The organism is Paenibacillus sp. J22R232 (assembly GCF_056269165.1).
In genome coordinates, this window is sequence record NZ_JBWDNK010000016.1 from 81,762 (window position 1) to 102,179 (window position 20,418).

A 20,418-nucleotide genomic window follows, 5' to 3' on the forward strand; every position below is an offset into this window, starting at 1 on the left:
GTTCATCACGCTTGTTTAAATGACCGGCCTTGGCTCCGAATACGACTCAAACGTTATCCTTTAATGCTGCTCGATTGAAATATCCCCTTTCGGCTTCATGATACGGTTGCGCTCCTTCAATAGGATCGACGGCGGAAACCCGTACACCTTTTTAAATACGCGATTGAAATAAGCCTGATCGCAAAAGCCCACATATTCGGCTGCTTGCCCAATCGTAACCTGATGGTGATACAGCAAATCACGCGCAGCGGACACCTTCACCTGGTGGATATATTCCTTCAAAGAGCTGCCGGTCAGCCTTCGGTACAACGTAGATACATAGTTTGGCGAGCGGCCAACAAGCATCGCCAGATGGTCAACCCGAATGTCTTCGCGATAATGGGTTAGCACGTAATCTTGAATGCGCGCAACGATCTTCAGCATTGGAGACGGGTATTGCTTCGCATCCAGCTCGCGATTCATACGCCCAAGCATGTCGGTTAGCGTAGCGGCACTTATTGGCTCGTAGTAGGGCAGCTTGCCCATCCATTGCTGAATGAGCTGCGCGAATCGCTGCTTCATATATTCGTATTGCCCCGTCTTCACGACTATTGGAACTTGCTGATCAAGCATCGGCAGCATCCCCGCACCCGCTTCATCCATCACGAAGGTAGCCCAATATTTTTGATGGTGATCCTGATCCGAATGGAAAGCCTCTCTCATCCTTCCTTCAGGAATGAAAAGCAGGTCTCCCTTGCTTAATTGCAGGGTTACGCCATCAATTCGATAAACAAGCTTGCCTGAAATGATCAGCGCTAATGCGCATGCCGTTGTTTTTGATCGTTGGCGCTTCCAGCTTGGATCCCGGTCATCAAAACCTGCTCCGAATAGTGCAATCATTTGCGCTCATCGCCTCCCTTTGATTTCGAGTGTAGATTTATACAAACATAATAGATTCGTTAATCGTCTTGGCATAGCGGATTCGTATACAATAATTCTAGCACAATTATTCCATTCCCCGAAGATCCACCACTATTAATACTCAATTGGAATCATTGATTTGTACAAACGAATTGGAGGATGTTTACGATGAACTACGATCTTGTCATTTACGGCGGAACGTCTGCGGGAATTGCTGCGGCCGTTCAGGCCAAACGAATGGGCTTAACCTCTGTCATCATCGAGCCTTCTGGACGGCTTGGCGGGTTAAGCAGCGGAGGGCTTGGCGATACCGACTTCGGCCAGACGGCAGCAATCGGCGGCATTTCGTTGTCATTTTACGAGCAAGTTGGGCAGAAGTACCGACAGCAAAACCCCGTATGGATGTTTGAACCCAAAATAGCGCTGGCCGTGTTTCTAGATTGGATAGAGAATGAAGCGATCGAGGTCCTTTATCGCGAGCGGCTATTGCAAACGAATGGCGCTGCAACGTCTGCCTCTCGCATCGAATCCATTCGGTTGGAATCTGGAAAAGAGATTAAAGGCCGCATGTTCATCGATGCTACTTATGAAGGCGATCTCATGAAAGCTGCCGGAGTTTCTTATGCTGCCGGCCGTGAAGCGGGCCATGTATATGGGGAGTCTTACAATGGCATTCAGACAGCCACCGCTTTGAAGAATCAATTGCCGAATGGCATCGATCCCTATGTCGTGAAAGGCAATCCAGCGAGCGGCCTGCTGCCAGGCGTCAATCCGGATGCCGGCGGTGAAGACGGAGAAGGCGACCATCGCCAGCAAGCCTACTGCTACCGCATGTGTCTAACCGATGATCCGAGCAATCGCGTCATGATCGATAAGCCAGCACAGTACGACGAGCGGCAATACGAGTTAATGTTTCGTGCTGCGGAATGCGGGCAAACCGTCTTTTTCAAATTGCGAATGCTGCCTAACCGCAAGACCGACTCCAACAACGACAACGGTTTTTCAACCGACTTCATCGGCTTCAATTACGATTATCCCGAGGCTGGTTATTCGGAAAGAGCATGTATCGCCGCTGACCATGAAGCCTATCAAAAAGGTCTCGTCTGGACGCTGCAGAATCATCCGCGCATACCTGAAGGCATTCGCGACTTTTACAAGGAGTGGGGACTTCCGCTGGATGAATTTACGGATAACGCCCACTGGACCCCGCAGTTATATATCCGGGAATCCAGAAGAATGATAAGCGATTTCGTAATGAACGAAAACCATCTTTTCCTCAGATCGCCCGTTGCGGACAGCGTCGCAATGGGTTCCTATACCATGGACTCGCACAATGTCCAGCGCCATGTGAATAAAGACGGATTCGTCGTGAATGAAGGCGACGTGCAAATCGGGCTGGACGCCCCCTATCCGATAAGCTATCGCTCGATCGTGCCAAAGGAATCCGAGTGCGTCAATCTATTCGTGCCCGTCTGCTTGTCCTCCTCTCATATCGCTTACGGCTCGATTCGGATGGAGCCCGTATTCATGGCGCTCGGGCAATCCGCGGCAACCGCTGCGGCGCTAGCGATCGAAGCAGGCAGCAGCGTGCAGGCCGTGCAATACGGACAACTGCGTGAACGATTGATCCAAGATGGCCAAGTGCTGTAACGAAATGATTGGGATGGCACGGCCAAACAAAAGAAGCGGTTCGTTTGGCCGGTATCCTACAGAACGTTAGTCAAACCTGCAATGGTTACAAGGTGCGCCTGCTGCATTTTCAAGTTTGATAGGATAACTAAAACAAGCTCCCGTCATCTGCGAATCGCACATAACGGGAGCTTGTTTTCTATTGATTATGTTTAAGGAGCGAATATACACAGGTGTCATGAGCTTTACCGTTTTGATGCATATAAGCTCTCAGTATTCCCTCTTTTTGAAAACCGGCTTTGGCGAGCAATTGATGGGATGCTTCATTTTCAGTAAAAACAACGGCGCCTATTCGATTAAGGCCAAGCTCATCAAATCCGTATGAGATGACCTTGGCTAAAGCTTCCAAGGTATAGCCCTTTCTCCAATGTTCGGGGTGAATTTCATACCCGATTTCTGCCCGTTTATGCTTGGCGGACCAAGCGTTAAACCCAATCGTACCCATTAACCCCTTATATCCTTTTCGTTCAATTCCCCAACGTAATCCTCTTTTGTCCTTGTAACTATTTGCGAAAAAATCAATAAATGCTTCTGCTTGTTCAATATGAGTTAACGTTTCTTCTCCATAATAGCGAGTCACATTTTCATTGGAAAAACAAGCGAATAGGCTAGCCGCGTCTTCCATTGCAATCTCTCTTAGCAACAATCGTTCTGTTTCTAATAGGGGAAACATGCTTTCACTCCACTCAGTCTCTCTCTACGTACCGTTTGGATCAAGTTCTATTAAATCTCGCTGAGCTCTTCCGTCAGCAGCAATCCGCCGCCCCCATGGAGACGGTGACCGTTCTCGACATGCTGGACGATTGCTCGCCGTAGCCCTGAGTCTTTAGGAGCGGTGGATAGATCAAGCTTATTTGTTCCGAACACTCTTTCATACGTTTCACGATCATCCGAGCGCACCGGGAACAGGCGAAGCATCTTTTGGAAAGCGGAAATATTCGAGGATTCGGGTACGAGCTTAGCCAGCTGAGGGTCTAGCAGCCAAGAAACGCAAACGAACGAGGCAATCGACTGTTCCGGCATCCTATCGTGGTAAAAGGAAATTGCGCGCGCAAGCGATTCCTTGCATGACTGCGGCGTCATTGGACTCCCCTCCGGAATGTGAATTTCCAGCGCGGAATCCCCCCGTTGAATGACGATGCTCCACTCGTCGGTAGATAGCGTTACAGCCGTATTCTCCGCGAAGCCGCTTGGTAGAATCGGGTTTCCTATGTATCTGTCATGCGCCCTCTCGTAAATGGAAGTCCAGCCCTGCTCGGCTTCCCACTGCCCGTTCGTGCCGTCCACTTTTCCGTCTTGGCGATAAGCGATTCCCGGCTCGGATAGGAGGATGACTTGGCCATTGTTAACATTGCGCAATCCGATAACAGCTTGATCGAATGCTTTCCGAATAAATTGCAGCCGGCCGAGCCGGTATAGCTTCCCTCCCATATGGTTAAGCAGCCAGGCTAAGTTGCTAAGGCCCCACGCACCTTTTTCCTCGTAATGATGCTTCATCCAGATCAATAAATCGTCCAACGTGTCCATTTGAACATCCTCAGCTATCCCCATTGAGCGATAATAAGCCGACATCCAATCCAGCAGGCCGAGCAGGAGAATAACGCTGAACATGCCTGCATGATCTCCCATAATCGATCTTAGGTATGTCTCTTGATCCGCCACAAACGTCGGATAACCTTCCACCGCTGCCCCAAATGCCTCAACATCCGTCTCTGATAAAGCATCGAGCTTGCATTGCCGCAGCAGCTCAAGCAATCCTTCATGTCCCCGTACAATTACGGCCGACTCATACAGCGCATCCAATACCGTTGGAGGCAGGCGCAGCAATCTGTTCGCCTGTGCAATATACGCTTCCGTTAAAAAATCCATTTTCTCCAACACAGTTCCTCCTTATTCTAATCAAGCAGGTTAGATCGTCCATGTCTGCACTCTCTGCATTGCGACGATAACCGTAACCATGAAGTCCTCATAAAAATACTCCCGCAGCATGCTCTCGCCTTCATTCGCAATTCATTCATTCCCTATCCGCCCAACGAATGACAGCAGCTCACCAATGATATTCTTCGCCTCAGACCGTACGTACTCCTTCAACGACAAGCACATTAAACAAAATTCGCCGCTAGGTCTGCATAAATGAAAAAACCGTCCTCCCGCTGCATGAACGGAAGGACGGTTTATCGGGGATGTTATTTTTAGCTAAACAGAAAGCGTAACGAGACCTATCCGCTTTATCGATGCCCTCATGAAAAATGCTTCAATTTATCCGGGTTTCTAACAATATAAATATGATGCATAAGACCGTCCTTCACTTGGAACATTACGACCGAATCGACCGTTTGCCCTGCATGTATAATAAGGCCTAAATGACCATTGACTTCGCCAAGCGTAAAGGTCCAGATTCCGCCTTGCTGCACATTTTTGCGAACAAGCCCGAGAAGGAAACGGGAAACCGAACTTGGACTTACGATCGGATTAACGGCAGATAACACTTTCCCGCCGCCATCGGAGATCAACACCACATCCTTGCCTAACATCGCCATTACCTGATCCACGTCATCCCGCTCGAGTACAGACAGAAAACGGTTCACCCATGCTGTATTTTCAGACTCCAGGTCAACCGCCTCTTCGCGATTGAAGGGACCTACTTTACCTTTCGCACGACTGTACAGCTTCCTGCTGTTTGCCTCGCTTTTGTCGATGACCGCCGCTATGTCCGCAAAACTGAACCCAAATGCCTCACGCAGCACAAATACGGCTCTTTCGGCAGCAGACAGCTGCTCGAGAAGCACCAGCATGCCGTAAGATAACATTTCATTGCGGGCAATCGTTTCGAATGTTTCGTCGGTTGAGGTAGGCACCGGTTCGGGCAGCCATTCGCCAAAATAATTTTCTTTTCGCTTGGTCGCTGATTTGTGAAGATCATGGCAGCGATTCGTTACCATTCTGCATAAATAGGCTTGAGGAGCTTCGATTAGTCCCTGCGGCTTCGCGTCAAAAGCCTTTAAAAAAACGTCCTGTACCACATCCTCCGCATCCGCGAACGATCCGGTAAGCTGGTAGGCAAGCGATAGCAGCAATCTTTTGTACTGCGTGTATAAGTGCTCCATTCCATCGCTCTCTTCTATTAGGATTGGATTGTTTATTTGATGGAGCTGCCCAAATTCCATACCAATTGCTTGATCCGATAGCCCATTTTGCCTGTGATCATAAAATCCATCCCCCATTTGTTTACCCACGTCAATCCATTCTTTGGTCCAAGACCGATACTGAAGCTTTCCATATAGCTCGTATGCGTAGGCGCAGCATGCCCTTCCAAATCGGCTGCAACCACTTTGCCAAGCCGGGCAGCTTGCGGGATGGCTTCCTTGCAGGTCATGCCGTCCGTCTGGCCCGTAGCCGGATTAACCACTTTCGCGCAGTCTCCGATGCTATAAATGCCGCGAGCTCCCTGTACCCGGTAGCTTGCGTCAATCTTCACAAATCCGCCTTGCGTTACCGGCAATCCCCATTGTTTTACGATTGGATTGGGAATTAACCCCAAAGTCCAAACGCACAAGCCTATCGGCAGCTCTGTTCCGTCGGATAAGCTAAGTTTCCCATTCTCCTCTTGAAGCACGCGCCGCTTATGCACGACTTCTACGCCGTTTTCCTTAAGGATAACCTCAAGTTTCGCCGCAACCTTGTCAGGACCATCTAAAAATAATCGATCATGCGCATTATACAATCGGATACGCACCTGGTCGGGGTTCAACCCTAACTGCTCGGCATCTGTACGAACATGATAAGCTAACTCAGCGGCTGTTTCAATACCGCTAATGCCTGCTCCCACTACAGCAATGGTCATTAAGCGCTCTCGTTCGATCGGATTTAATTCTTTGGCGGCTTGCCGCATGTTAGCAGACCATGCCAACCGAATGTTTAATGCGTCTTTCAACGAAGCAAGCGTCAGACCGCCTTGCGATTCATCCGGACGGCGGGCCACGCTGCCAGCTGCAACGACAAGTATATCGTAACCCAGCTCTTGTATGGCATCGTCGTGGCTATGCATAATCAGCTTATTCTCGGTAGCTTTAATTTCCGTAACGGTCCCCTGGAGAAGCTCAACCCCGTCAGGAAACAACTGGGTAAGCGGCGTGCAAATATCTTCATCCGCTACCGCTGGCTTGAACAGCATGACCTTGCGCAGGTGATACTTATTTTTGTCGATGAGTATAAATTTCATAGACCGGCTTTTGTTTCGCTGGCTCACGTTTTTGCGGATTTCATTCATTGCATGGATACCCGCGTATCCCGCTCCAATGACAATACAGGTTAACGTCTTCATACCATTCACTCCCACATTCATTTTTGTGCCTGTATAACGATTTAGGAGTGCGTAATGTGACAAATCTATGTAGCGCCTAAAGTGCCAGCCTAACTACACGGCGATAATAGCCGACGGTTAGAATAGCAAACGCGAAATAGATGACCGTGTATATGGCCATGGCCATCGCCGCCGGGAAGGCGATGTCCGACAACGTAAGAGCGGAGGCCGCTTTCACGGCGAAGCTGGAATGTACCAGTCCAATCGCCAACGGTATCGCGAATACAAACAGCTGTTTGCGAATTATGCCTCCCATAATCTCGCGCTCCGAGAATCCGAGCTGCCTTAGAATCGTATAAACGCCCCGCTCCTGCTCCGCCTCCGTCATTTGCTTGAAATACAAAATACTGCCCGTGGCGGTAAGAAAGATGAGTCCTAGAAAACCGGCAATAAAAATGATTAAGCCGAATTTTTGCAGCGACTCCTGATAATACGAGTAGAAGTCGGGAGCTGATGCCGGGTACGATTTGGCATATTTCGCATACAAACGCGATGCCGCTGCGCGCCCGCTTTCATGTTTAATCTGAAAGGTGTCTATTCGGACGGCTTCCTGTTCGGATGAAACCGGCATCCGCTTGCGAATCTTATGCAGTTCTGCTTCTCTTATGACCAGTTGACGCCCGTTCAAATGAAAGTTAACCGCATAACGGTCAATTCCTTCAGCAATATGGATAACGCTGTCAAACCCGCCTGAACCTATATGAACCTCTTGTGGGTACTCGGCCATGTCCTGCTCGGTGCTCATGGCTTTCTTCTGGCCCTTATACCATATAGCCTCACCTTGCTTCGGGATAACACGATTGGTATCGCTCTCCTTCAGCTGCTCTGCTGCGACCAGCAATAGGCTTCGTCCTTCCTGACCACCGCTGCCAAACACGCCTGTCACACGGATCGCTTCGACTGGGTAATGAACAAACTCAATTCCGTCCTTCTCCAATTCCTTGCCGAAGGCTTGGGAGTCGTTTTCCTTATTTTCAAAAATGAAATCGTAAGGCAGCATGACCCGCGACTCATTTTCGGCCGAGAAATAAAGCGAATAAGCGATTGCCACCATGGTCAGCGTCATAGCGGACAGAACCGTAATCAGCGTCAAAGCGTTCGCATTCTCCTTCATGCGATGCATAACCGGTGCCAATGATAAACTGTTTTTCAATCCGAGATGTCCGTCCCTGCTTCTGCGAAACCGATAGAACAGCCAGCCAATCGTTACGCGGAACAGCAGATAGGTGCCGAGTATCGTTGAAACGAGAATAGCCAGCATTTGCAAAATCAGCTCTTGGCCGGGTGTTTTGCTGGAAAGGATATAACCCGTCGCGATTAGCGCAAGGCTAAGCATTCCCGCCATAGCGGAAATGGCCGCATGGGGCCGTTTCGGATGTTCCCCCTGCCGATCCGCTGTGAACAGAGTGAGAAGCGATGTCCCGTACACTTTGAATAAAATTTGCAGCAAGGTAAGCCCAATCAGAAACGCAAATACAATGGCCGTTTGAATGGCGGCTGTAAGTGAGAACGAAAGGCTTATTACGCTCTCTATGCCTATTAGCTTCATCAGAATGAGCAGGAAAAGACGTGACATTAGCGCACCAATGCCAATTCCTATGAGGAGGGCACCTGTTCCGAGCAATATGTTCTCGGCTATCAGCAGCAGCCACACGGACCTGCGCGTCAGGCCATTCAGCTGATAGAGACCGATTTCCCTGCTGCGGCGCTTTAGAAAAATACGGTTGGCATAAATCATGAATATGACCACAATTAGCAGCAGCAGCAGTCCTGATACTTGAAACAACGAAGCAAACTGAATATCCGCGAAGGTTGCAGCCATTATCGTAGAATCATGCTGCAAGGCAGCAAATACATAATACAGGGTCGTACTGAAAATAAGCGCAAAAAAATACAAATAATAATGCTTCATATTTTTCCGCATGCCGCGAATGACCAGCTCAAACAGTGTCAACGTGATCACCCCCGAGCACGGCCTGCACATTCATAATGTCTTTGAAAAAGGCCTGCCGCGTTTTGGTCCCCCGGTATAATTCAGAATAGAGCATCCCATCCTTCAAGAAAATGACACGGCTGCAATAGCTGGAAGCTACCGGATCATGCGTCACCATCATAATCGTGATGCTTCGCTGCTGGTTAAGCTGCTCCATTTCCCCCAAAAGGGAGGCGGCAGCCTTTGAATCCAGTGCGCCAGTTGGCTCATCCGCAAATACAAGGGAAGGCCCATGAATCAAAGCACGTGCCGCGGATGTCCGCTGCCGCTGTCCGCCGGAAATTTCATAAGGATATCGATGCGCGATCTCCAAAATGCCGAGCTCTGCAGCAATGTCCTGAAATTCAGCCTCCGCTGCTTTCTTCTTCATCTTGCCGAGCGAGACGGGCAGAAGGATATTCTCTTTGACCGTCAAGGTGTCCAGCAAATTGTAATCTTGAAAGATGAAACCGAGCTTGTTGCGCCGAAAGAGAGAGAGCTCCGCATTGTTCATCTTGGAGATGTCAACATCCTCGACCAATATCTTCCCTTCGGTCGTTTGATCAATGGTAGATAGAACATTGATCAATGTAGACTTGCCCGACCCCGATGGTCCCATAATGGCGACGAATTCCCCTTCGGCGACTCGCAGATCGATTCCTTTTAGCACCTGCTGGACATTGCCCCGTACACCAAATGATTTGCGGATCTGCATGGCATGCAGCACCGTTTTTTTTATGTAATGATCAGCCATCTCCATAACCTCCACTCTGTTCTTGCCTTTATTTTAGAGAAAAAGGTCATTCCGGTCGCTTGTATCAGATGACAAGCAGAAGCTTTCACGTGACATTATTGTCATACGCGCTCGACGTATCCCTGCTCCCAGCGCAGCGTGAACCGTGCATTAAAACGACCTCTGGACAGCTTCATACGCATTGCTTACCGTGAAGGTTATCCCTAATTCCGTTCCTGCGCGCAGCTCAGATTGAACCGTTAGCCGAATACCGATTTTCCGCGCAACCGTCTGTGCCAAGTAAAGTCCGAGCCCGGTTGCCGCATTTTGCAATCTTCCGTTCCCTCCCGTGAATCCTTTATCGAATATGCGCGGCAAATCATGCCCTGCAATGCCTGGTCCTTCATCTTTAATCCGCAAGCTCACATGCCCATCGGACGCCGCTGCCGTCGACAGGACGATCATTCCGCCTTTGGGGCTGTACTTGATCGCATTCGTTAATGCTTGCCTTATAATAAAACGGCACCATTTGCGGTCCGTCATCACAACAGCCTCTTCCCCTTCAAATTCAATGGCTATATTTTTGTCCATGCACCACGAAGCCAGCTCACGCACCTCCAATACGGCTAACTGCTGAATCCCCGCCTGCTCCAGCACATAATCCGCCTCGAGCGTCGGTAACCGTGACAGATATAACTGCTGGTCGATGAGCAGATGAATCCGCAGCCAGTCCGATTCCAATTTGCGAAGCACCGGATTGCTCCTTTCGCTGTCTATCGTCAATTTCATGGCAGTTAAGGGCGACTTCACTTCATGTACCCAAGCCGTCGTGTATTCTTGGTCGACGATACGGGCAGCATGGCTATCTGACAGCTTATTCGAGTACCAGCGGCCAGCCGAGCGAAGCAGCCTGTTTGTCGCCTCCTCGTGATAATAATAAGCAGGCGGCAGCGTTTCAACCCAACCCTCTTCTAGCTGTTCCGCTGAATACGCGAGCGCACGCGCGTATTTCGTTTCTTTTTGAAACCGCCACCCCAGGAAGGCTAGCATGGACAGGATGAGCAGCGTATTTAAATATAATAGCGAGACGGCCTCCACCGCGATGCCAGTGTCGATCCAGATTAGCAAATCCACGATTAGCAAGGAGAGCAGATAGAAAATAAGCCAGCTCTTCCTATCCATTAAGTAACGGAGCAGCAGGTGATTTCCCCTCATAACGTAGCAGCCATATAGCCGAGTCCTTTTTTTGTAACAATGGCTTCGTCCAGCTGCAAAGCCGCCAGCTTCTGGCGCAATCGGGTAACATTCGCTGTCAGTGTATTGTCGTTGACGAATTGCTCATCATCCCATAGCTTGCGAATTAAATCATGGCGCGGTATGACTGTATCCTTTGCCCGAACGAGTACGACAAGAATGAAAAATTCATTTTTCGTTAAAATCACGTCTTGCCCGTCCTTGCGGATCACACAGCGCTTCATGTCAATAATAGAGCCATTCCATTCCATAAGATCGGAGGCTGCTTCCCCATATGCATATGTCCTGCGAACGATCGCTTTGATTTGAGCCAGCAGGACGTCCATATGAAAGGGCTTTTGGATATAATCGTCCGCCCCCATATTCATTGCCATTACCATATCCAGCGGATGATCGCGCGAGGACAGAAACAAAATGGGCACATTCGACACCGCGCGAATTTCCCGGCACCAGTGGAAACCGTCATACATCGGGAGTTGAATATCGATGACGACCAGCTGCGGCTGCACGTTAATAAAAGAGTTCATCACATCATCGAACCGCTCCGGCTTGGTGACGTGAAACGACCATTGCTCCAATCTTTCTTTCAATAAATGATAGATAGCATCATCATCTTCGATAATAAATATGTTCAAATCCATGATGGCCAGATCCCTTCCTTTCATATGCTGCCCATTTCAAGCCGCATCCGCTTTCTTCTCTCGCATGGTCCCATCATACCATTCCTTCTTTCCACGCAAAAAGGGGGGCAACAATTGCCCCCCTGGATCAGCCGAGCCCGATCCCGCATTGCGTTTCTATTTAGGATTCTATCTAGGTTTCTGTCTAGATGGCTATATTGCCATTCAGGGTCATAAAATCATGCCGTTATGCTGGGAGCAGCATCGTGAACAGTAGCGCCGCCAGCTCCTGCTTGTTCAGCGCCCGGCGAGAGCCGTATTCGAACATGCCGTTCGATTCGGTCACCTCTGGACCATGCAGCCTCCATTTCACTGCTGAGCTGACGGCGACAATTGCCCATTCCGACGTGCCCGGCATAAGCTTAGCCGTGGAACCCTGTGCTCTAATTCCCGTTCCCGTCAGCAAGCGGTACACGATGACCGTCGCTTCCTCGCGAAGAATCGGACGGTCCGGTTCGAATAAGCCATTTCCCGTCCCGTTCAGCATGCCTGCTTCGACAGCAGCTTGAATATCCTTTCGGTACACAGAATGTTCGGTGTCCTTGAAGGAGGAAGGATTTTCGGATTCCGGAATGCTCCATATCGCATTAAACGCATGGATGAACGCTCCTCGAGTGACGGTTTGTTCAGGCGAAAACGGCTTAGCCAAATCATCCGTCAAAAAACCGAGTGACTTCAGGCCCAGAATATAGCTCGCATAAGGATGATCGACCGGCACATCAGGGAAACCTTGCTGATCTACCCTCACTTTGGCCGCGTAACTGAATAAATTAGAATATTTCATATAAGTAATGTTACCTTCGGCATCCTTCTTGAATGCAAGAGGTTTGCCTAGTTCATCTACAAACAATAAATGATCGACCTGCTTCAGCTGGTGAGTTCCGGAAACATCGCTTACCGTAAGAATCCCATTGCCGCTCGCTTCGACTTTGGTTAGCAATTTGATGCGCAAATCGGAATACAAGCCGTCGAACTTGGTTAGTGCGTCTTGGGATTGAGATTGAAAGCTATCCGATCCGAATGTTGTCTTACCCGCTGCGAAATAATGGTCCATAAAGGCCGCAAATAGATCCTGCCGCAAATCCTGATTCGCATTATAAGAAACGAAAATGCCGGTCTTGCGATCGGGCAGCAGCCACATGAGGGAGCTGAACCCAAGAATGTCGCCAGCTTTGGAAATAACGGCTTCATCATTCGCATGGGACGGAGCCTCGGGCGATTCAAACCCGTAGGTCATATCCGGCAAATCCGGATGTATCGCGATATGGTAAGCCGACATCGCTTTTACTGATGCAGGCGATAGGATCTTCGTACCATCCGCTGTTAGGCCATCGTTTAAAAAGGTGTTCATAAACAGCGCCATATCGGAGGCGGTCGATACCATGCTGCCCTCTGGCCACTCGCTTGGCGAGAAATCGTATACGGGCAGGGCGCCTCCTTCCATATCATAGGAAGTAACGAGCCGTTCAACCAATCCCTTATTAAGCTTAAAGCTGCTGGAGGCCATACCGATCGGTCCGAATACATGCTTCTGCATATAGTTCTGAAAAGGCTCTCCGCTTACCTGCTGCACGATGTACCCTTGCAGCCTCGATGCGAAATTATCGTACATATATGACTCTCCGGGCATGCGTACCACTGGCGGGAATACGTCGAAGACACTTTCCTTCAGTGAAATCGGATGCCTGGATGAATCCATTAAATAGCTAGCATCTGTTGGCTCACGCACTTCAAAGCCGGTCGTATGCGTCAATACATTTTCGATCGTAACAGGCGTACCGAACGGGTTCGTTATTTGATAACCATCGAGGTACTTTTCAATATTATCTTGCAATGAAATTTTCCCTTGATCGACAAGCTGCATGATCGCAGCCGCCGTAAACACTTTTGAGATAGAAGCAATTCGGAAGGTGGATTGGCTGGCATCGACCGGTGTCCTCGACTTTTGATCAGTGACCCCATAGCCTTTGGATACGAGAACCTTCCCGTCTTGTACGATAGATACCACGGCAGCACTGGCTTTTTCTTTAATGGCATCTTGTTCGAAAAAAGCGTCAAGAAATGCCTCTACTTCTTTGGCATCCTTCGGCCCGCTCGTCAAATTCCCCGAAGCAACGCTTCTGAGGGAGCTAAGCTCGCTGGCGGAGAAAGCCTGATCTGATAATGTAGATTGCTGCGCGTAAGCGCCAGCTTCGCCTGCAAGAGTCATGCTCAGGAGTGCCGTTAGAACGCTTATTCCAAGGCGGGTTCGCTTCTTATTCTTAATCGTATGCTTATTCACTTCATAATCTCTCCTTGCCCGCATTAAGTTTGTAGTCAGCCCGTTCAACCGAACAGGCCGCTCCAACACCTTAATTGTATGTCTTGCAGCTCTCGCTGTCGTACGAATCTGATGATAAACCGTAGGGCTACTATTACATTTTTGTCACATTCAATTTAGATTTCATCTTTGGAATAAAATAGACGATTTTGTCCACATTAATAAGGCTAGTTCACCTACAAAGGAGTTCATCAACTTGAAAAAAAGATTCCCAGTGTCCATGTTATTGCTTATGTTCCTTGCATTCAGCTTGGCCCCATTAAGCGCGCACGCTAATGGAACCGAGCATAACGCTAGATCATGTTTACAGCCAAAACAAGTACAGCTTCAGCAAAACCTGAGAAAGCTATGGATTGATCATACCATTTGGACAAGGAGTTACATTGTAAGCGCCCTTGCAGGATTAATGGATCAACAGGACGTACTGGCGAGACTGATTCAAAACCAGCAAGACATCGGAGACGCGATCAAGCCTTATTACGGGGCAGAGGCGGGCAATAAGCTAGCTGAACTGTTGAAGGAGCATATCCTGATTGCAGGAAAAGTCGTTGATGCGGCAAAAAGCGGAAATCAAGCGGATTTGAAAAAATATAATGCAGAGTGGCACCGGAACGCCGACGATATCGCCAAGTTCCTAAGCGGCGCCAATCCGAACTGGTCAGAGAAAGAGCTGCAAGAGCTTTTGTACACCCATTTGCAATTGCTGACGGATCAGGTCACGGCGAGGATATCGAAGGACTGGAAAGCGGATATCATTGCCTTTGACAAAGGGGAAGATCATATTATTATGCTTGCTGACGCCCTTACTGAAGGGATTGTGAAGCAGTTCCCGGAGAAGTTCCAATAAATGCGTACTCGAATTCGATAGGAATGGCAAAAAGGGGGCGGTACGTTTATGCGTACCGCCCCCTTCTGTCACCGCTACGTTCCAACACGGCTTGCTTAGCTCCCATTCGAACCTTAGAACAAATGCTTTTTCAATAAAAGGGCAGCCTTCGTCCGGTCATTCGTTCCGATCTTGGCATAAATATCGCTTAAATAGTTTTTAACTGTCCCTTGCGACAAATAGATCTTATCGGCAATTTCCTTGGTGCTGTATCCTTCTACAATCAATCTAGCCAATTCAAGCTCTCTTTGGGTAAGCTCCAGCTCTTCTCCTGCTTGTTCAACGCGATGTTGCGTTAGGCGGATATTACGGGCAAGCTTATGAGCCACTTTCCCTGTTAACAGTAAATTGCCCGAAATAGCTTCACGGATAGATTGAACAAGCTTTTCTCCGTCAATGTCCTTAAGCAAATAACCGGAAGCTCCGTAGCTTAAAGCTTCAATAATATACTCATCATCATCGAAGGTCGTTAGGATGAGGATGGTCACCTGTGGGTGGAGTTCCTTAATGGCTTTGGTCGCTTTCACGCCTCCCATGCCTGGCATACGGATGTCCATTAGTATGAGATCCGGAACAACCGCGCGTAACTGCTCGATCGCTTCTTCGCCGCTCCGGGCCGTCCCAACAATGGCGATGTCCGGCCGAATGGACAGCAGCGTTTCCAACCCTTCGAGCATAAGCTTCTGATCATCGACAAGCATGATATTCATTTTCCGATCGCTATCCATTATCCTCACCTCTTGCAATGGGCATCCGGACTTGAAGCGTAAATCCCTTATCCGGTTCGCTTTGAACACTCAGTTGGCCTCCGATAGCCTGTACTCTCTCCTCGATCGCATGCAAGCCAAATCCGAAGCTGACAGCATCGCTGCCTATCCCATTGTCCTTGACTATTACGTATATCGTCTCCTGCTGTCCGGTGACTGAAATCTCAATAATACTTGCTTCCCCATGTTTAAGCGCATTGGTGATCGATTCCTTTATGACGTTGAAGATGACATATTCCTGAAGGGAAATAAGCGTGATCGCTCCATCGAACCTCAAATGAAGGTGAACGTCTGTCTGGTTTTCCGTATCTGTTATGATTTTCAGAATGGCTTGCTCAAGTCCTAAATCCCCCACAGATCCGTCCATTGCTTTCAATGTTCTGACAACCTGGCGGATATTGCCGAGCCCTTGCTTCAACTGCTCTCTGGCGACGAGAATTTTCCGATACGCCTCTTCCGGTTTGTGGTTGAAAAGGACCTGGGCTCCCTCAAGCGCGATGATTGCGGTCGTTAGCGTATGGCCAACCGTATCATGGACATCTTCCGCTATCCTTGTTCTTTCTATTAGAGCTGCAATCTCTTCTCTCGCTCTCGCCTCTTGAATCAGAGCCTCGTTTAACCGGAGATTGATATCCCTTTGGTTCAATAATAGCTTGGTGCTCCAGATCGGAAGGACCAGCAGCGTATAGCTTAAAATATTGAGCAGATGCTGCCACAAATCAATTCCTTCTGACGGCCACGAAAACGTGTAGAACAGAAATCCGGCGTAAGCAACCGGGATGGCGTACCATGATTTGTAGTTCAGGAGGAGATCGGCTACAAAAATAACGAATACGATACTCTCAATTTCCGTGCTGTTTCTGAAAAACAAAACGAACAGAAGCACGATTTCGACAATCGGAGATACGGCTGCAACCGGATGATGCTTGGGATCATTCAATATAAGCCCCGAGTGTCTGAATAAATAAAGTCCGATCAGAACGGCAACGATCACCATTCCCTTAAGCTCGGTTATCGCCGTAAAAAGCAGCAGCAGGATGGAATATGAGCATGCCAATCCGTAGAAAAAAATAGCGGAGGCTTTACGGTTGCTTAATATATGAACGGTTGAAATTTTCATGAATCCGCACGTCCCTCAAGGTTCGTTCGCTTTTAGAAGACACCTAATATAACCGCCGTAACGCCAAAAAGCAGCGGAATGGCTTCCACGCCATGGATGATGACAGCCGGCCAAAAACTCCGGTATTTAGCATTTAGAAACCCGTAAAATAATGATCCGATAATAAACAACGGTATTTCCGACATTTTATGGAGATGGTACGCAGCAAACAAAACGCCGTTCGCTGCCCAGTCCCATCGCCCGAAGGCTCCCTTCATCTGAGGCAACAGAATGCCCCGGAAAAACAGCTCTTCTCCAAGCAAATAGTTAAATAAACAACTGGCAAGCGCAATACCGAGCAGATACCATGCGCCGATAAATTCAGGAACAGCCAAATTCTCTATTAACGTATAATCTTTGGGAGCCATGAACGGGAAGATGCGATTGATCGTTTCTTCGACAAATCCGAACAAGCCCGAGCTTTCAAAGAAAAAGGCATAGAGAATGATGGGAACCGTGAATGAATAAGCAAGCTTATAGATCTTATGCGTTATTGGATGAATCGGATGACTTAGCCATAATCTTTGCTTCAGCTTCTCCCAGCTCAGATTGCCTAATTCTTTTTTCAAGATGATAACCGATAATACAAACTGCCACATCATGCCTATAATCATAAGCATCCAATAAAGAATGCCAGGATGAAAAGAGACGATTGGCGCCAAAATCGGCATCAAAACAAATCGAATGACGAGCATCGGCAAGGCGACTAAAGCCCATAGCCCCAGTATTTTCAATACGCTATATTGCTTTACTTCCATTTCGTTATGCAACCTGCCCACTCCTTCTGGCTATTTGTAATTTCTTAGCCAAATGTATAACAAATTACCGTCATATGATTAGTGGCGATCGTCACAATCCGGTTAGGACAGGTATTCCAAAGCGCATCACGAAGAAAAAGCACCCCAAAGGGGGTGCTGAGTTCAAATATTTGCTATGCATTTCAATGATGGGCCTTCGGGCAAGCCCTGCAGTATTCCGCAGACATCTCATCATAAAAGCAGCAGGTTTGGCGCTTGTAGGCTGCCTGTTTGCCGGTATAATCGGTTCTCTTTCCGCGGATAAACGTCTTTAGTGGATTTCTACGTTCCCCGAATAAGCTTGGTGATGCCGTCTCTGTTATATACTTAAAATCATCATTCAGCCGCATTAAGATGAACGGATCCTCTTCATCCTCTAACCCATCCTCGTACAAAGGAATAATCCGTACCATTGCATTTTCCCATAGCACTGCCCTAGGCACATGTCCAACCATGGACAAGGAATGAAATAAAGGGGACAGATGCTCCCCGAATAGTTGACGCACCACTTGATCCCGCCATTCTGCGCGCTTCCCTGTCTCTGGTTCTGTGACGTTCAAACCGCCTAAGCTCAAATGAGGAAACCTAGATTTGCTTTGAAGGTATTCGCTATCGCTAGGGAAAACCAAACGGCAGTGGCTCGGTGCAAGCTCCAAGCCCTTATCCAATACCGTCATTGCATAAAGAACAGGGGCAACGGCTAGAAAAGCATAACGCTTCGCAAGCATGGATGCAGTCACTCTTCTCGAAGGCGAGCCAATTTCCGCAGCAAGCTGATCCAAGTAAGACTCGCATTTGTCCCGATCCAACAAATCGCTCGATACGATGAAGCGGTCAGCGGGCAAACCATCATCGCTTGACGTTAGATTATATCTGCTGCCTAAATCGCCCCATTCGGACGCTGATAGTGTAACGGTCATATTATGGCGTACCTAGGAACACTTCCGCAACTCGGTCCACAACCATGTTGATAGCAATCGGCCCATAATAAGCAATCCATACATTCGAATCCACATCATAGATTTGATTGTTCTTCACAGCCTCAATGTTTTTCCAAGTTTCCGTCTGCTGGAACTCCTCAACGATTGCTTTGAACATATCGTCTTGTACGAGGAAATAATGATCCGCACCTACACCCGGCAACGCTTCTAAAGGAACTTGATAGGCCGTGTCTTTCTCATCAAGCACCTGTTGCGGCGCAGACAAGCCAAGATCATTGTAAAGAATGGATGCTGCCCGGTGGCTTGGCGTGTGGATGCGAATGCCTTCATCCCGCGGGCGTATCAATGCCACTGTCTGCTCACCAAGCTTCGCCTTTAATTCCGCCTTCAGCTTCGTCGTTTTCTCGTTATATTGTTCGAGGACGACACCCGCTTCTTCTGCTTTCCCTACGATTTTCCCGAACGTAGCGAGTGTATCCCGCCAATCCTCGTTAAAGTCCAGCATAATGGTCGGTGCGATCTTAGATAAGCTTTCGTATACCTCCTCCTGAAATTCCGTACAAATGATTAAGTCCGGTTCCATGGCCGTAATGGCTTCCAGGTTCGGTTCATCCCTCGTACCCAGCACTTTAACGTCCGTAAGCTTATCCATCAAATAGGCAGGAAAGTCCGAGTTATCTGCCGCAGCTTTCACGCTGCCCGCTGGCTGCTCGTTTAAAGCAACGAGTTGATCCACGAATTTGGTATCGAGCACCGCAATCTTTAAAGGATGCTGCTCCAGCGTTTCTTCACCCTTCATATGTTTAATCACGACAGGATACGCTGGCTGCGATGTCGGTGCCGCGTTTGTATTTGAAGAAACATTGGTAGAAGCTGCCGTAGGACTAGCCCCTCCCGAATTGTTGCCCACGCTGTTTCCGGCCGAGCATGCGCTCAACAACAGAATCACACTCAACATCAAACTAACCGCCAATACCGATCTCTTACTTCGATTCATTCCAATAACTCCCCCGTCAACTTGTTGATAATGATTATCACAATCATTATTATAAGAGACATTGTTAGCCGAGCCAATGGAATACCGCGACATGTAGGATGCACTTATCCGACGGTTTTGCCTGAAATAAAGAGGCGAAACGCCGCAGTGCTTCTTGAAAGCGCGGCTGAAATAATAACTATCTCCGTAACCTACCGATTCTGCGATGATCTTAAGCGGTACGTTCGTGTTCAATAACATCGCTTGAGCATGATTCATCCGAACTTGAATGAGATATTCCATTGGCCCTATCCGAAGCTTTGCTTTAAATAACCGCTGCAGCTTTCTCTCATTGCATTGCATAGCTAGAGCAAGGTCCTGCACACTAATCGGATCAGCATAATGCTCCTCCAAGAAGCGGATCGTTTGGTTCACATAATCGGGCTGTATGGCAGCTGTTCCCTCCCGCGCATGGAGCTGCTGCAGGAGGTCATACACCCATTGATGAAATAAGGCTCTTACATGAAACCGCTCAAGCTCGCCGTCGAGCAGCCAATAGGCATGCATCTGTTCGATTCTTGTAAGGAGAGCCAGCGGATAGGCGGGAGCAAAACCGTATTGCATATGAAATGGATTATTGCTTTTGAATACATGTAACAATTCCTTGCGCGATGGCAAAACGAGAGCCGCTTTATAAAAAATAAAATAATAGTCGAATGGTTCTTCAACTTGAATAATGTCCATTGTCGCGCCTTTGCCAGCATGGCATACGTAACAGCGATCTGCGAGGTGTTCGGCTCCATCGATAAAAATCCTTGCTTCCCCAGTCACGGCAAACAAGAATGCACTCGCTGGCAAACGAAACCCTTGAACGCTCTCGCCCGCCTGCAATATGGATCGCCTTATGTCAAGCACCCTTATAGCCGCATGATTCCATAGTGGCAATTGTTCCAGTAACCTCATCCTGTTCACCTTCCATAT

17 protein-coding genes are annotated in these 20,418 nt (G+C 48.5%); 2 read left to right on the forward strand and 15 right to left on the reverse strand.

Going from position 1 to position 20,418, the window contains the following annotated elements:
• Positions 1–60: 60 nt before the first annotated feature.
• A complete protein-coding gene (locus AC0YN3_RS28265; RefSeq protein ID WP_475778246.1) occupies positions 61–879 on the reverse strand; it encodes an AraC family transcriptional regulator in 819 nt (272 codons plus the stop codon).
• 189 nt (positions 880–1,068) lie between these two features.
• On the opposite strand from AC0YN3_RS28265, the gene AC0YN3_RS28270 reads away from it, so the two are divergent.
• The gene (locus AC0YN3_RS28270; RefSeq protein WP_475778247.1) at positions 1,069–2,550 is read left to right on the forward strand and encodes an FAD-dependent oxidoreductase; all 1,482 of its coding nucleotides are present in this window, start codon (positions 1,069–1,071) and stop codon (positions 2,548–2,550) included.
• Between the two features lie 178 nt (positions 2,551–2,728).
• On the opposite strand, the gene AC0YN3_RS28275 is transcribed toward AC0YN3_RS28270, so the two are convergent.
• From AC0YN3_RS28275 to AC0YN3_RS28315, 9 genes are all read right to left on the reverse strand, one after another.
• A complete protein-coding gene (locus tag AC0YN3_RS28275) occupies positions 2,729–3,262 on the reverse strand; it encodes a GNAT family N-acetyltransferase (protein ID WP_475778248.1) in 534 nt (177 codons plus the stop codon).
• 50 nt (positions 3,263–3,312) lie between these two features.
• The gene (locus AC0YN3_RS28280; protein WP_475778285.1) at positions 3,313–4,458 is read right to left on the reverse strand and encodes an acyltransferase domain-containing protein; all 1,146 of its coding nucleotides are present in this window, start codon (positions 4,456–4,458) and stop codon (positions 3,313–3,315) included.
• 371 nt (positions 4,459–4,829) lie between these two features.
• Complete coding sequence (gene sigJ, locus AC0YN3_RS28285) at positions 4,830–5,696, reverse strand: RNA polymerase sigma factor SigJ (protein ID WP_475778249.1); 867 nt, start codon at positions 5,694–5,696, stop codon at positions 4,830–4,832.
• Between the two features lie 32 nt (positions 5,697–5,728).
• Complete coding sequence (locus AC0YN3_RS28290; RefSeq protein WP_475778250.1) at positions 5,729–6,913, reverse strand: NAD(P)/FAD-dependent oxidoreductase; 1,185 nt, start codon at positions 6,911–6,913, stop codon at positions 5,729–5,731.
• 76 nt (positions 6,914–6,989) lie between these two features.
• Positions 6,990–8,915, reverse strand: coding sequence for an FtsX-like permease family protein (locus tag AC0YN3_RS28295; protein WP_475778251.1), 1,926 nt, complete (start codon positions 8,913–8,915; stop codon positions 6,990–6,992).
• Complete coding sequence (locus AC0YN3_RS28300; protein WP_475778252.1) at positions 8,893–9,678, reverse strand: ABC transporter ATP-binding protein; 786 nt, start codon at positions 9,676–9,678, stop codon at positions 8,893–8,895. The genes AC0YN3_RS28295 and AC0YN3_RS28300 overlap by 23 nt, the downstream gene beginning before the upstream one ends.
• Positions 9,679–9,828: 150 nt before the next feature.
• Positions 9,829–10,872 (reverse strand): sensor histidine kinase, encoded by a 1,044-nt coding sequence (locus AC0YN3_RS28305; protein WP_475778253.1) that lies wholly within the window; start codon positions 10,870–10,872, stop codon positions 9,829–9,831.
• Positions 10,869–11,552 (reverse strand): response regulator, encoded by a 684-nt coding sequence (locus tag AC0YN3_RS28310; protein WP_475778254.1) that lies wholly within the window; start codon positions 11,550–11,552, stop codon positions 10,869–10,871. Before AC0YN3_RS28310 ends, AC0YN3_RS28305 begins: the two co-directional genes overlap by 4 nt.
• A gap of 226 nt (positions 11,553–11,778) precedes the next feature.
• Positions 11,779–13,872 (reverse strand): serine hydrolase, encoded by a 2,094-nt coding sequence (locus tag AC0YN3_RS28315; protein WP_475778255.1) that lies wholly within the window; start codon positions 13,870–13,872, stop codon positions 11,779–11,781.
• Between the two features lie 235 nt (positions 13,873–14,107).
• Between AC0YN3_RS28315 and AC0YN3_RS28320 the strand changes: the two genes are divergently transcribed.
• Positions 14,108–14,758, forward strand: a complete 651-nt coding sequence (locus AC0YN3_RS28320) for a glycosyltransferase (protein WP_475778256.1) — start codon at positions 14,108–14,110, stop codon at positions 14,756–14,758.
• A gap of 113 nt (positions 14,759–14,871) precedes the next feature.
• On the opposite strand, the gene AC0YN3_RS28325 is transcribed toward AC0YN3_RS28320, so the two are convergent.
• The 5 genes from AC0YN3_RS28325 to AC0YN3_RS28345 form a co-directional block, all read right to left on the reverse strand.
• Entirely contained in the window at positions 14,872–15,525 is a 654-nt protein-coding gene (locus AC0YN3_RS28325) for a response regulator transcription factor (RefSeq protein WP_475778257.1), read from the reverse strand.
• Positions 15,518–16,684 (reverse strand): sensor histidine kinase, encoded by a 1,167-nt coding sequence (locus AC0YN3_RS28330; RefSeq protein WP_475778258.1) that lies wholly within the window; start codon positions 16,682–16,684, stop codon positions 15,518–15,520. Before AC0YN3_RS28330 ends, AC0YN3_RS28325 begins: the two co-directional genes overlap by 8 nt.
• A gap of 32 nt (positions 16,685–16,716) precedes the next feature.
• A complete protein-coding gene (locus tag AC0YN3_RS28335) occupies positions 16,717–17,493 on the reverse strand; it encodes a lysostaphin resistance A-like protein (protein ID WP_475778259.1) in 777 nt (258 codons plus the stop codon).
• Between the two features lie 170 nt (positions 17,494–17,663).
• Positions 17,664–18,440 (reverse strand): IucA/IucC family C-terminal-domain containing protein, encoded by a 777-nt coding sequence (locus AC0YN3_RS28340; RefSeq protein ID WP_475778260.1) that lies wholly within the window; start codon positions 18,438–18,440, stop codon positions 17,664–17,666.
• A gap of 1 nt (position 18,441) precedes the next feature.
• Positions 18,442–20,400: an ABC transporter substrate-binding protein gene (locus tag AC0YN3_RS28345; protein ID WP_475778261.1), complete on the reverse strand. Its 1,959-nt coding sequence runs from the start codon at positions 20,398–20,400 to the stop codon at positions 18,442–18,444.
• Positions 20,401–20,418 lie beyond the last annotated feature (18 nt).

Excerpts from the sequence above, each read along its gene's own strand:
- AC0YN3_RS28265 (WP_475778246.1), bottom strand. The coding sequence starts at position 879 with ATGATTGCACTATTCGGAGCAGGTTTTGATGACCGGGATCCAAGCTGG.
- AC0YN3_RS28270 (WP_475778247.1), top strand. The coding sequence starts at position 1,069 with ATGAACTACGATCTTGTCATTTACGGCGGAACGTCTGCGGGAATTGCT.
- AC0YN3_RS28275 (WP_475778248.1), bottom strand. The coding sequence starts at position 3,262 with ATGTTTCCCCTATTAGAAACAGAACGATTGTTGCTAAGAGAGATTGCA.
- AC0YN3_RS28280 (WP_475778285.1), bottom strand. The coding sequence starts at position 4,458 with ATGGATTTTTTAACGGAAGCGTATATTGCACAGGCGAACAGATTGCTG.
- sigJ (WP_475778249.1), bottom strand. The coding sequence starts at position 5,696 with ATGGAGCACTTATACACGCAGTACAAAAGATTGCTGCTATCGCTTGCC.
- AC0YN3_RS28290 (WP_475778250.1), bottom strand. The coding sequence starts at position 6,913 with ATGAAGACGTTAACCTGTATTGTCATTGGAGCGGGATACGCGGGTATC.
- AC0YN3_RS28300 (WP_475778252.1), bottom strand. The coding sequence starts at position 9,678 with ATGGCTGATCATTACATAAAAAAAACGGTGCTGCATGCCATGCAGATC.
- AC0YN3_RS28305 (WP_475778253.1), bottom strand. The coding sequence starts at position 10,872 with ATGAGGGGAAATCACCTGCTGCTCCGTTACTTAATGGATAGGAAGAGC.
- AC0YN3_RS28310 (WP_475778254.1), bottom strand. The coding sequence starts at position 11,552 with ATGGATTTGAACATATTTATTATCGAAGATGATGATGCTATCTATCAT.
- AC0YN3_RS28325 (WP_475778257.1), bottom strand. The coding sequence starts at position 15,525 with ATGGATAGCGATCGGAAAATGAATATCATGCTTGTCGATGATCAGAAG.
- AC0YN3_RS28330 (WP_475778258.1), bottom strand. The coding sequence starts at position 16,684 with ATGAAAATTTCAACCGTTCATATATTAAGCAACCGTAAAGCCTCCGCT.
- AC0YN3_RS28340 (WP_475778260.1), bottom strand. The coding sequence starts at position 18,440 with ATGACCGTTACACTATCAGCGTCCGAATGGGGCGATTTAGGCAGCAGA.
- AC0YN3_RS28345 (WP_475778261.1), bottom strand. The coding sequence starts at position 20,400 with ATGAGGTTACTGGAACAATTGCCACTATGGAATCATGCGGCTATAAGG.